12 protein-coding genes and 1 riboswitch are annotated in these 13,131 nt (G+C 39.6%); of the genes, 2 read left to right on the top strand and 10 right to left on the bottom strand.

Features of this window, described 5'->3' with window-relative positions:
* Positions 1-2: 2 nt before the first annotated feature.
* The 10 genes from Gferi_RS16195 to Gferi_RS16150 all read right to left on the bottom strand — a co-directional run bounded on the left by Gferi_RS16195 (position 3) and on the right by Gferi_RS16150 (position 9,427).
* Positions 3-1,514, bottom strand: a complete 1,512-nt coding sequence (locus Gferi_RS16195) for an ABC transporter ATP-binding protein (protein WP_069978296.1) — start codon at positions 1,512-1,514, stop codon at positions 3-5.
* Between the two features lie 89 nt (positions 1,515-1,603).
* Positions 1,604-2,716 (bottom strand): BMP family ABC transporter substrate-binding protein, encoded by a 1,113-nt coding sequence (locus Gferi_RS16190; RefSeq protein WP_069978294.1) that lies wholly within the window; start codon positions 2,714-2,716, stop codon positions 1,604-1,606.
* Positions 2,717-2,759: 43 nt separating this feature from the next.
* Positions 2,760-3,332 carry a xanthine phosphoribosyltransferase gene (locus tag Gferi_RS16185; RefSeq protein WP_069978293.1) on the bottom strand — a complete coding sequence of 191 codons (573 nt, stop codon included), beginning with the start codon at positions 3,330-3,332 and terminating at the stop codon, positions 2,760-2,762.
* Positions 3,333-3,466: 134 nt separating this feature from the next.
* Positions 3,467-3,568, bottom strand: a riboswitch (purine riboswitch).
* A gap of 104 nt (positions 3,569-3,672) precedes the next feature.
* Positions 3,673-5,148 (bottom strand): putative glycoside hydrolase, encoded by a 1,476-nt coding sequence (locus Gferi_RS16180; protein ID WP_069978291.1) that lies wholly within the window; start codon positions 5,146-5,148, stop codon positions 3,673-3,675.
* Positions 5,149-5,233: 85 nt separating this feature from the next.
* Complete coding sequence (locus tag Gferi_RS16175) at positions 5,234-6,007, bottom strand: DUF4130 domain-containing protein (RefSeq protein WP_069978289.1); 774 nt, start codon at positions 6,005-6,007, stop codon at positions 5,234-5,236.
* Entirely contained in the window at positions 5,991-7,199 is a 1,209-nt protein-coding gene (locus Gferi_RS16170) for a putative DNA modification/repair radical SAM protein (RefSeq protein WP_069978287.1), read from the bottom strand. The genes Gferi_RS16175 and Gferi_RS16170 overlap by 17 nt, the downstream gene beginning before the upstream one ends.
* Before the next feature lie 130 nt (positions 7,200-7,329).
* Positions 7,330-7,566, bottom strand: coding sequence for a hypothetical protein (locus Gferi_RS16165; RefSeq protein ID WP_069978281.1), 237 nt, complete (start codon positions 7,564-7,566; stop codon positions 7,330-7,332).
* A 156-nt stretch (positions 7,567-7,722) separates the two neighbouring features.
* Complete coding sequence (locus tag Gferi_RS16160) at positions 7,723-7,962, bottom strand: YkoF family thiamine/hydroxymethylpyrimidine-binding protein (protein ID WP_069978279.1); 240 nt, start codon at positions 7,960-7,962, stop codon at positions 7,723-7,725.
* A 74-nt stretch (positions 7,963-8,036) separates the two neighbouring features.
* Positions 8,037-8,951 (bottom strand): fumarylacetoacetate hydrolase family protein, encoded by a 915-nt coding sequence (locus tag Gferi_RS16155; RefSeq protein WP_069978277.1) that lies wholly within the window; start codon positions 8,949-8,951, stop codon positions 8,037-8,039.
* Positions 8,952-9,070: 119 nt separating this feature from the next.
* Complete coding sequence (locus Gferi_RS16150; RefSeq protein WP_069978275.1) at positions 9,071-9,427, bottom strand: hypothetical protein; 357 nt, start codon at positions 9,425-9,427, stop codon at positions 9,071-9,073.
* A gap of 205 nt (positions 9,428-9,632) precedes the next feature.
* On the opposite strand from Gferi_RS16150, the gene Gferi_RS16145 reads away from it, so the two are divergent.
* The gene (locus tag Gferi_RS16145) at positions 9,633-11,636 is read left to right on the top strand and encodes a transporter substrate-binding domain-containing protein (RefSeq protein WP_069978269.1); all 2,004 of its coding nucleotides are present in this window, start codon (positions 9,633-9,635) and stop codon (positions 11,634-11,636) included.
* Positions 11,614-12,969 (top strand): sigma-54-dependent transcriptional regulator, encoded by a 1,356-nt coding sequence (locus tag Gferi_RS16140; protein WP_179948106.1) that lies wholly within the window; start codon positions 11,614-11,616, stop codon positions 12,967-12,969. The genes Gferi_RS16145 and Gferi_RS16140 overlap by 23 nt, the downstream gene beginning before the upstream one ends.
* Positions 12,970-13,131: the final 162 nt, after the last annotated feature.

Genomic DNA, 13,131 nt, shown 5'->3' with positions numbered 1-13,131 from the left:
TCCTAACTGACCCGGCCATTTAACATCATTCGTCCGATTTCTTCCACTGATGTATCCTGCGGTTTAACGATCCCTGTTGTTCTTCCGCCTTCCATTACCATAATCCGGTCCGACAGCTCTAAAATTTCATCTAAGTCCTCAGAAATGAAAATTACAGCACATCCTCTATCCCGCTGCTCCAATAATAGATTATAAACCGCTTCAGTAGTTCCAATGTCTAAGCCTCGTACAGGGTAAGCAGCAATAAGTACCTTCGGTTCCTCTAATATCTCTCTGCCCAATAAAATTTTTTGTAGATTTCCTCCGGATAAACTTTTAATCGCCCCGCTGCTATCGGCGATCTTCACATCAAACTGTTTAATAACTGCCTTCGCACGCTCTTTCGCTTTTTGTTTATTGATAAATATCCCCTTGCTGATCGGTGCCTTTCGGTAGTCCTTTAAAATCAAATTATCTGCAATATCCATAGAACCGATAAGCCCCATACCTAAGCGATCCTCCGGTACAAAACCAATTCCTAGATCAATGAGCTGCTTTGCCGTTTTCCCTGCTATTTCCTCTTGATGCATCTGTATGCTTCCACTTTCAGCCTTTCTCAATCCCGCGATGGCTTCAGCCAGTTCCTTCTGTCCGCTTCCGGATATTCCTGCAATTCCTAAAATCTCCCCTTGCTTCACGGAAAAGGATACATTTCTGACTGCATCTACACCCTTGTCACCCTTTACCGTAAGATTCTGCACAGCCAATACTGCTTCTCCTTCTAGATTTACATTTTTAACCCTTTCCCGGACTACCATCTGGCCCATCATCATCTCCGCAAGGATTTGCTCATTGACTTGGCTGATTTCCTGAGTGCCCACTTTTTTTCCTTTTCTCAGCACCGTAATACGATCAGCGATTTCCATAACTTCCTGCATCTTATGGGTAATAATAATTACACCGCAGCCTTCCTTTGCCATTTTTTTCAATATAACAAAAAGCTCCTTTGCCTCTTGGGGTGTTAAAACTGCTGTAGGCTCATCTAGAATCAGTATATCTGCTCCACGATAGAGGGCTTTCAAGATCTCCACCCGCTGTTTTTCTCCTACAGACATTTGATAGATACAATCCTGCGGCTGGATGGATAATCCATAAGCTTTAGAAAAATCAGCAATTTCCCGACTTATTTTTTTTCGATTTAATAATAGTCCTTTTTTATAACCCAAAATGATGTTTTCAGCAGCTGTCAGATTCTCCACCAATTTAAAATGCTGATGGATCATTCCAACTCCACAGGCAATGGCATCCTTTGGAGAATGAATGGTCACTGACCGACCGTGAAGGTTAATTTCGCCTGCATCCTGACGATATACTCCAGACAGGATATTCATCAATGTAGATTTTCCTGCACCGTTTTCTCCCAGCAGTGCATGGATTTCTCCTGCCTGCAGGTCAAAATCAATCCGATCATTCACTGTTTCAGCGCCAAAGCTTTTTGTTATTCTCCGCATTGATACCAACTGTTTTGCCGTCATGGTTTCTCTCCTTTCAAATCACTGGGTGTGAAAACTGGCACACAAGTAAAGCCCTGTGTGCCATCTCTATTGAACCTTTGGGTATTTTTTTACTTAGGAATGTTTCCTTCTACGCCTTCTACAAACCAGTCAAAGGACAGCATTTCTTCATCCGTCATTTTTTCTCCAGCTTTTACTGCGATATTTCCACTTTGATCTTTAATTTCTCCTGTGAATACATCCCATGCTCCGTCAATGATTTCCTTTTGCTTTGCCTCTACCAATGCTTTTGTTTCAGCATCTACTAGTTCTGTCATCGGTGCAAGCTGGGTAATTCCGTCATTCATGCCGCCCCAGTACTGTTCTGGCTTCCAGGTGCCGCCTATGACAGATTGTACCGTCTCTACATAATAAGGTCCCCAGTTCCAGATCGGTGAAGTCAGATAGGCTTTAGGTGCAAACTGACTCATATCTGTGTTGTATCCAATAGAAAACGCACCCTTTTCCTCAGCTGCCTGTTGTGGTCCCGGTGTATCTTGATGTTGGGCAATTACATCAGCCCCTGCATCCAATAGTCCTTTTGCTGCTTCCTTCTCACTTGCCGGGTCATACCAGGTATTGGTCCAAACAACTTTTACCACAGCATCAGGATTTACTGAACGAACTCCTAGGGTAAAGGCATTGATTCCTCTTACGACTTCCGGAATCGGGAAGGCTGCCACATAACCGATCACATTAGATGATGTCTTGTTTCCAGCTACAATACCGGATAAATATCTGGCCTGATACATTCTTCCAAAGTAAGTACCTACATTCTCACTGGTTTTAAATCCTGAACAATGAAGGAAGGTTACGTCAGGATATTTTTTTGCCACATTAATGGTTGGATCCATATATCCAAAACTTGTTGTAAAAATAATCTTATTTCCCTTTTCTGCCAGTTCCGTAATCACGCGCTCTGAATCAGCGCCTTCTGGTACAGATTCTATAAAAGTTGTTTCAATGTTTGGTATCTTTGATTCTAAATATTCTCTTCCCAAGTCATGTGAATAAGTCCATCCTGCATCCCCTACAGGTCCTACATAAACGAAAGCCACTTTTAATTTTTCTTCCTGGCCCTCATCCTTTGGCTGATCTGCTTGTGTCGGCTTTGAGCCGCAGCCAGTTACCAATAATGCCAAAATCATCATTATGGATACTGCGAATAAAGCTTTTTTCTTCATTTTTTCTCCCCCTATCATTTTCTCAATTTGGAAACTGCTGTAATCAATCTTTAAAAAGGATTCCTGTACTGGACATTTTTTCAATAATGGCTAAGGATTCTACCCGTATGCCGCTTTCTCTTAAAATTTTTCCACCACTTTGAAATCCTTTTTCAATCACAATTCCCGCACCCACCAGGTGGGCTCCGCTCTTTTTAATCATATCTGCCAGGCCCAGCACTGCATGACCAAAGGCAAGAAAATCATCGATGATCAGAATGTGCTCTTCCGGTTGGATAAAATTTTTTGACACCTTGATATCGTACACGGTTCCCTTAGTAAAAGATTTTACTTGCTGTACATATACTTCGTCATTTTGGGTGACTGTCTTCGTTTTCTTTGCAAAAACCATAGGCACGCCCAGTGCTTGAGCTGTTGCCATGGCTGGTAGGATTCCAGAAGCTTCAATGGTAATCACCTTGGTGATTCTTTCATCAGCAAACCGTCGTTGAAATTCTCTTCCAATCTCTGTCATGAAGGATACATCAACTTGATGATTAAGGAAGGAATCCACCTTTAACGTAGTTTCTGTAAGAACTTGACCTTCTTCTCGTATTTTTTGCTTTAGCGCCTCCATATTGTCCCTCCAACTCCAATAGATCTACGGACTATGCTTGATAAAAATAAAAAAAACCTAGTGCTGCGTTCTCACTACGGTGAAAACTGCAAACACTAGGTTTAATGGCAAAATAAGCATACAAAAACGCCATTTCCCGAACAATTTTCACTCATAGTCCAATAATTTACGGTTATCGGGTAGAAACTTTTGGGCCATATTCCCAACATTATATGAGTGTTGTATTCATTTAATATACCTATTGTATATGGTTATGTGTCCATTGTCAACCATATGCATAAAATTTCACCGATTATTCAAAATACAATAAGGGTGATCTCGATAACCACCCTATTGTTCGTTATTTTTTCAGTGCTTCTTCAGAATATTTGTTTCCAGCATTCCAGAGCAGATACTCTGTTACACCATTTTCCTCCATTGCCCTGATTTGATCTTCTACTTGCTTTGGTCCATATTTAATATAACCCTTTACCCATGATGCCGTAAAGTCCTGAATCCACGGCCGAATGGCAGCCGGTGTTTTGATATTCTTATTTCTGGCCACAGAATCCTTGGTACTGTTGTATACCGTCTCATAAGGATATGCATCCGGTACCGGTAAACCATAGGTTCCATTGGCATAATGACTTGGATACATCATTGGACTTACATAATCTACAGCATTGCTGACAGCTTCCCAATACTGTCCCAATGCCATATCATCGGCTACAGAACCTACTAAGCCGTAAATATCTGCAGAAATATATACCTCCATTGGAGAAAGCTGCTCCCGGGCATATTTCAAAAAGTTCTGAATGGTTTCCGGCTTGTTTTCCCCCTTCGTATTACGATAGTCTAAGCTCGCATCCAGCTTACCTCCATTTGACGCAGGAAAACGCACATAGTCAAATTGTATTTCATTGAATCCCACTGCTGCAGCTTCTTTAGATACTTCTATATTGTATTCCCACAAATCCCGATCATGAGCTGATGCCCAGATTAGTCCGTCACTGTTCGTAAAAGGTTTTTTCGTATCTTTGTAAATAATCGCCCTGTCCGGATGAAGTGTTGTATAAGTAGGATCTTTAAAGGACACAATCCTTGCAATCAGGTAGATATCATTCTCTTTCAACTTCTTAACCAAAGCTTCAATATCTTTCACAGTAGCTTTTGCATTGGCTTCCGGAGCATATTTTTCAGCTGCCTTTGTCTTGAAGAGCATGTGCCCTTTGTCATCCTTTACGTCAATAACAAAAGTATTTATGTTTGTTCTCTTGCTCATTTCGATCAGTTGATCTAACCGGCTGTTAGATGCTGAATATTTTGTTAAGTAAATTCCTTTTACTGCTACCCTTGGATTATTAGGATATTCAAAGGTTTTTTGCTGGGGAGAATAGTCCAGCTTTCTTAAACTCTCACTTAGCAATTCCGTACGGTCCTTTACAGTATATTCTGATGAAATCCAGCCATTCATTTCTCCTTTTGGCGTGTCATAGCTGACTTTGTACCATAGACTGTTGCTTTCATCCGTCTTTTCTTCAATAACCTTGACAGCACTTCCCTTCATCAGGCTATCTACAATTTCACCATTTTTTACAGCCTCTTTACGAATGTTTAATTTGCTTGCGCTGATATATATTACCCCGCTATTTTCTTCTGCAGATGGTTGTGTCTGTTCGCCATTTGTTTCTTCGCCCTCCCCTTGTTCCTGAGGTTGCTGCTCATTATTGGCTTGGTCAGCTTTTGTTGCCGGTGCCAGGTTTTTACCAAATATTACAATGCTGCCAATGGCAAATACAACCATTACTACAATCAGCCAAATCTTTTTTTTGTCCATTTAGACACCTCACTCTTTCCCTGTTTATTTCCATTATAACATGGGGTGTCGACAGACTCCTACAATTTATTCTATGAAAATATTACTATTTTCTACCATCCTTGCGGTCTTCTTCTAAGATTATTTTCCCCTCTTGCAGCCAATTCCAGTATTTTTTTCGGATTACCCTTGCTGTAAGGCGTAAATTTTTTCTTTGCGGTATGTACTGAGCCCTATAATAGGTCTCCCAAAACTTTTCAAAATCATCACACTCGACGGCCGCTTCAAAATCCTTTCCTTCTTCTTCATAGATGTTATCCTCCTCATCACAAATATATGCCCGTCCTTGATTCACCAGTATCAACGTGTGTGCAGGATAACGCTGACGAAAATAGGCCATAAGAAAGTCGATGGTATGGTGTTCTAATTGGATTTTTGCGGCCAAGGCCCCCTGACCCAAAGGCACAAATCGGGCAAAACCACAAATGGCATGGATTTCTCCAAATACACTGCGGTAAAGCTTATACAAGGCTTTTCCTTCATCGGTAGTCTTGTAGATGATCCCCTCGATTCCATGCTGCAGACCATAATCAATCGCCTTCTTGCAAATACCATACTTTTTATCGTCCCGATGCCGAAGAACGTATAATAACAGATATTTTAGCCGAGCCCCTCTATTGTCAAAAATCCACTGCCCTTTTTTCTTTTTCTGCAACATACCTTTAATTACTTCCCATGTATATGCCCTTTCATCTACTACCGATGCAAACTGCAGCAATGTGCCGTTCCATTCCTCCTCACTGCAGATATCTTCTTCCAAAATCCATCCGAGGACACATGCCTTAAAAAAACTCCCTATATTGTTATTGTATCGTATCATAGCCTACAGACTCCTTTATAAATTGTTCAATGGTCAGTTGTTCATACATCGGCCTTTCACCCTTCAACAGCTCATCCAGACTGCCAAAAGCTTTACCGTTTAGTAGGATGAAGGGAGCAGCCCGTTTGATCACCACACCCATATGCTTCAGCTGCTGCAAGTCTGTAAGCCTAACACTCTTTCTTATTTGCAGGATTCTTCTGCAAGAAGTGGGTCCGATTCCCGGAATACGCAATAATTCCGTCTCAGTAGCCTTCTGCAGATCTATAGGAAAGAGGTGCATATTGTTGACTGCATAGGCCATCTTTGGATCTACCTTATAATTGAGATTGCCATCCCTCTCAAAGACAAACTCATCACTTTTAAAATGATACTGCCGCATTAAAAAATCCATCTGATACAACCTATTTTCCCGCACCAGGAGATTCTCTCTCTTTGCTGCGAAAGAGCCTTGTCCTATTGGCTGATAAGCACTGTAATAGGCTCTTTTAAGATTATATGTATGATACAGTTGGCTGACCGAATGGAAAATTTCTTGATCAGTTTCCCCTGCCGCTCCAACTACGTATTGTGTTGTCTGGGTTACACCCTGCTCTTTTTTCAACTGCCGGCTTATTTTTCCTATCGTGCCCAAAATATCCCGTTCAAAATTCTTTTTCCGACTCAATTTTTCCATATGCCGGTCACTGGGGACCTCAATGTTCACGGATACGCGATTGCAGAGAGAAACAGCCTTTTCGATCATGCTTTCCTCGCAGCCTGGGAGAATTTTCAAGTGAATATAACCGCCAAACCGATGCTTTATACGAAGCTGCGCTACTACCTGAAGCATATCCTCCATGGTTCTGTTTGAAGAGGCGCGAATCCCCGAGCTAAGAAATAATCCCTCAACATAATTCCGTGTATAGAATTGTACAAAAAGCCGTACCAATTCCTCCGGTGTAAAGCGCGCTCTCCGAATATCCCGGTGGCAGTTATTTTGGCAGTATCCACAATCCTGCTCACACTCATTGGTCATCAGCACTTTAAACAACGAAATACAGCGGCCATCCGGTGTAAAAGAATGGCATACCCCCGAGGGAGATACAGCACCGAAGGAGGCGCCCTGTATCTTTTTATTAGAGCCGGAGGCGGCACATACATCAAATTTCGCTGCGGTACCTAAAATGTCCAATTTCTCCAGCAATTCCATAATGCTCTCCACCTTTCTAGGTTCTTGTAGAAAACCAGCAGCAGAAACTGTCCACTTCTACGAATGCGCATCCGCTGATTTATCGGGACGACACGGCGGTCGTCCCCTGCTATAATACTGATAAATGCTTTTAATGATATCGTTGATTCTGCCCAGCATCTGTTTTTTTGTCATAGATCACTGCTGCTAAAATTCCATTTGTATGAAAAACTCTGCATTCCTTTCGAAGGCAGCAATAGGCACGAATCGTTTCTCCCTGCCATGAAAGGACTTTGATCTTTCTTTTGGTAATCTCATTTTTTCCTTGATAGATAATCGTAATCGGCAGTCCACTGTCGATACTATAATTTAAAACTTGAGAAATCATGGCCATCCCCCGTTTTCTCGAACGTATGTTTTTATTATTATATCACGAACATGTGTTCTATGTAAAGTTTGCAAAAATATTTTTTGTAAATACTGGAAAGTAATTTTTCCAATTAAAAAAGAGATGCTCATGAACTGAACATCTCTTGCTTTTCTCTTAATAATCTGCTGCATTGGTGATCGTTACCACCATGCTAACTTCTCCAGAATTCTGTGCTGTGCTGAATAAGCTTCTCAGACTGTTCCAAACCTGCTCCTCCGATCCATGGATATGGGTGTCCATAGATCCTACTGAAAATTGTACCCCTTGATTTCTTAAAGCTTCAATAGAATTGTTAATCACTTCACTGGCATGGCTGGTTTTTAAAGGGTATAAAGCCACTTCTGCATGGATCATGATCGATTTCCTCCTCTGTTATTTTTCATTATATAGTATGCAGACATAACCTTAACTTTATCCCTTGAACTTTTTTATTTTACTGGATTTGTAAGGGTTCCAATTTTTTCAATGCTACAAGAGACTATATCTCCTGAATTTAAAAATTTAAAAGGTGAAAAGCCCATACCTACACCAGCTGGTGTTCCTGTGGCAATAATATCTCCAGATTTTAAAGTCATACCCTTTGACAAATCCGAAAGAATTGTTGGAATATCAAATATTAGGTTGTTGGTATTGGATTGCTGGCGCACTTCTCCATTGACACTGCAGGAAATCTCCAGTTCCACAGGAAATGGAATCATACTCTTATGTACAAGATAAGGTCCCATAGGACTAAAGGTGTCTAAACTTTTTCCTTTATGCCACTGACCATGACGTTTTTGCAATCCCCGCTCACTTACATCATTTAAGATGGTATAGCCAAAAATATATTCCTCTGCTTTTTCCTTTGGAATATTTTTTCCTTCTTTCCCAATGACAATTGCCAGTTCTACTTCATAATCCAGCCGTGTTACCACACCCGGCATATATTCGATCACATCTCCATGCCCTGTAGCCGGCGAGGCTACCTTGCTAAAATAAATGGGATACTGTGGAACCTCATCCTGATCTCCTAGAACAACGCCTACTTCCTTTGCATGATCCAAATAGTTTTTTCCCAAGCAAAATATGTTGCGCTTTGGATAAGGAATCGGTGCACAAAGTTTCACCTTTTCGATTTCAACTCCATTATTATTAAAGTCTTGATCGGTTAATTGCTGCAGTTGTTTTAAAACACCATCATGGCAAAATTCAACAAACTCCAGCATCGTTTTAGGGCAGCTTTTCAATCCCTCTGCCAATCCGAAAGACACATATAGCTTCTCCATATCCATAATTTTTGTTCTGCTGCTATTTAAAACCCCAATTTTTTCTGACCCATTTTCTAAGTAAGTTGCAAAGTACATATTTTTTCCTCCTTCTCTCCTGTATCTCTTTTTATTATTTTTCTAGAAAAAAAGAATATTTCCTTTTTACAAAATGATATTTGTTTAAACTTTATCCTATTGGATCTTATCTAATCCGCTTACCCGATGGGAATAATACTTTTCAATTTTCGTTTGATGTAGTCATCCACAGCCTTTTCCAGCTGACGGTTGATCTCCTTTTGTTTGCTTTCTAAAGTGTCTTCTATCATTTTTCGAACTTCCCCTGTAATTTCACCTTTTTTCTGTTGTATAATTCGATTGATTTCATCCTCCAATCCTTTGCGAAGCTCTATAAGAATCGTATCCTGCTCTTTAATAATAATTTCTCTTACAATGGCTGCAGAATCCTTCTTTAGTTTATAGTTAAGCCATCCTACCGTAAGCATAGATCCAAATAAATTTCCAAAGATTAGTGCCGCGGTCACACTAGCAATCCATCTTCTGCTTATTTTCATGCCGCATCCCTCCCTTCTCAATATATCCCGAAGCTTTTTAAATTATTACTGGCCTGCTGCACTGTTTTGCTCATAGAGGCGTGCAAAAAAAACAGATCTATTGTAAAATGAAAGATGATTCTTCCTTTTTGAAAAATTCTCTTTTCACAATAAAATTTCAATAATCCGATAGATATAAGGGATAGATACAAGGATGGTGTTCCGTATGAAAAATAAATTTTTAATCGGATTGCTCATAACCATTATTCTACTTAGTGGTTTTTCAGCCCCTTCCCCGCTAGAACAAAATACTGTCCCCCAACTTTCAGAAACCCGTGTATTAAAGGTTGCAGGAGACAGTAATTTTCCTCCCTACGAATATGTAGATGAAAATGGCAACTATACAGGTTTTAATGTAGATATTATGCGTGCCGTCGCTTTACAGGCAGGGGTAGAGTTACAGTTTTATCCTATGAATTGGCATGAAGCCTGCGAAAAACTAAAGCTTGGTGAAATGGATGTCATTGAGGGGATGAAAATTACAAAAGATCGTGAACTCTATTATGATTTTTCCAGAGAATATTTAGAAAACTCTCAGTCTATATTTGTAAGTATTGATAATGAGAAAATAGACAGCTTTCAAAACTTATCCGGATCAAAAGTAGCCGTTCAGCAAGGAGATGTAGTCATTACCGATCTCCGCAAATTGTCCGGAATCAACATCTTTCTTTGCAAAGATCAGCAGCATGCAATGCAGCGTTTACTTAATCTAGAAGTAGATGCATATATCGGCAACACCTTAGCCGGTGTGTTCCTGATGAATCAAATGGGTGCTAGAAATAAAATTAAAATGACAGGAGAAACACTCAATCCAACAAAATACGCCATGGCAGTAAAAAAGGGAAACACCGAAACGCTTCATCTCCTTGACAAAAGTCTTAGTGAAATTAAAAAGAATGGAACCTATGATAAAATCTACAGAAAATGGTTTGGGCAGCCCACACAGCTTCCAAGTTGGTATATTCGTAGATTCCTAGTAGGTGCAGCCTTTGCTGCTCTGTGTTCACTCATTGCCCTATTAATCTTTTATCGCTGGAACTACCTGTTAAAAAAAGAAGTCTACCGGCAAACACGCCATATCCAAGAAGCTAATGAAAATCTTATCCAGAAAAATATGCTGATTCAAGAAGAAAGGGATTTTCGCAGTAAAATCCTGAACGAAATTTTTAGTGGTATTGTAACAATCAATCAAAAAGGCCATATTACCTTTGCAAACCAACAAGCTCATTATATTTTTCGAATGGAAGATCATTCACTGATCAATCAGCAATATTATGATACCCCGGTTCAGTCGATCTTGGATATTCAGGCGCTGCCAAATAAGAATCAAGAAAAAGAATTATGTATCGAAAATGAAAAAATAATTCTCAATTATAAAACGAGTTTGCTTCGCAGTATCGATCCTGAACAAGAAGAAATTATTTTAACCTTTCGGGATGTAACAGAAGAACGGTGGATGCAGGAAAATATTAAAACAAAAGATAAACTTCAATCTCTCGGAAATCTGATATCCGGTATTGCTCACGAAATTAGAAATCCATTAACAGCTATCAAAACCTATGCGGAGCTCATTCCAAAAAAATTCGATAATCCAAAATTTCGGACGATGGTTTCAAAAGATATTCCGCAAGAAATTGACCGCTTAAATACACTTATCAACGATTTGCTGGAATATTCCCGACCAAGGAAACCCTTTAAGGAAAAATTGTCTCTACTCGATGCAGTAAATGGAGTCATTCAATTACTGCATAATAAATTAGAAAAAGAAAATATTCTAATTATGAGCAATGTTCCCCAAAATGTACACATTTATATGGATAAAAATCATCTGCGTCAGGTGCTCATTAATATTCTTTTAAATGCACTTGAAAGCATCGATAAGGACGAAAAAAGAATTATGCTGGACTTAAGGGAAACCCCTCAGCATATATTATTTTCCATTCGTGATAATGGCTGTGGCATTGATGAAGAAAGTTTTCATAAAATCTATAACCCTTTTTATACAACAAAATCAACAGGAACAGGCCTAGGTTTATTCGTATGCTATCAATTGCTGGTTGAAAATGAAGCAGAAATCATGGTTCATAGTATGAAAAATGAAGGCACTACATTTACCATTCAATTCAAAAAACCGGAGGAGGATCAATTTGGAGAAATTGCTCATTGTTGATGACGAAACATCTATCTGTACCTCACTAAGCTTTGCCTTAGAAGATGAATATCAAATATTTGTGGCAGAGGACGAATCGACTGCACTCCAGCTTCTAACAAAGCAGGATATTGCCATCATATTACTCGATCTGCGTTTGGGCAGCAGCGACGGTATCCAGCTCCTAAAGCAAATTAAAACCCATAAGCCTGATATTGTAGTGATTATGATGACAGCTTACGGAACGATTGAATCCTCTGTAGAAGCGATGAAAGCCGGTGCGTTTTACTACATTGCAAAGCCCATCAATATAGATGAATTGCATCTCCTGCTGCTAAAAGCAAAAGAATATATGTCATTAAACAGCAGAATAAAGTATCTTACAGATCAAATAAGCTTAAACCAAGGCCGCTATAATATCATCGGCACTTCAAAAAAAATAACCCATGTATTTGACCTTATTGAAAGAATTAAGGATATTGACAGCAATGTATTGATTACAGGCGAAAGCGGTACGGGCAAAGAATTAGTAGCAAGAGCCATACACACCTGCGGAAATCGTCAAAATAAGCCCTTTCACATTATCAACTGCTCTGCAATTCCCGGTCATCTTCTGGAGAGCGAATTATTTGGTTTCAAAAAAGGTTCTTTTACAGGCGCTTTTGAGGACCAAAAGGGAATTATTGAATTGTCTAACGGTGGAACACTTTTTCTCGATGAAATTGGCGATATGGATCTAAATCTGCAGACAAAACTTTTACGCGTTATTCAAGATAAGAAAATCCGCCCGATTGGTGCCAGTAAAGAGATACAAGTAGATGTTCGCTTCATCTCTGCTACCAATAAGGATCTGCGTGAAGAAATTAAATTGAACACCTTTCGTATGGATTTGTTTTATCGGTTAAATGTGATTCATATCCATATGCCGCCACTCCGCGAAAGAAAAGAGGATATCCCAAAGCTTACAGACTTTTTCATTAAAAAATATAACATCGCTTTCAGCAAAGAAATTAAGGGAATTACCCACAAAGCCTTAGATATCATTGAAAAATATAAATTTGACGGCAATGTACGGGAATTACAAAACATTATTGAGCGTGCAGTTGCCTTGACAAATCATAGTTTTATACATGAAGAAGATCTGCCCGAAGAGCTCTTTATAACTGAAAATGTATTTAATCCCCATGATGATCTCCTCCCGATCCCTGTAGGCGAGTCTATGAAGCATATAGAAAAAAAAGTTATCACTGCTACATTGAAAAAATATGAGGGAAATCGCAAGAGAACCGCAGAGATTCTGGGAATTAGTGAAAGGGCCCTCCGTTACAAAATCAAAGAATATCAGCTCACTTAACCCTGCAAATTTTGCCACTGCGTAAAAATTTGCAGGGCATTTTTTTATCCCATGATGCTTCCCAATAGCAAAACCGAAATGATCCCACTTCAATTGGCTGAATTACAGCCTTTCTAAATTCGAAAAAAGGTTTTCCTAACTTGGCATGACCATTGCAATAAT

Origin of the sequence: Geosporobacter ferrireducens (assembly GCF_001750685.1) — a bacterium.
Lineage (GTDB): Bacteria > Bacillota > Clostridia > Peptostreptococcales > Thermotaleaceae > Geosporobacter > Geosporobacter ferrireducens.
The sequence above is the reverse complement of the archived record's forward strand: the minus strand, read 5'-3'. Positions and strand labels throughout refer to the sequence as shown.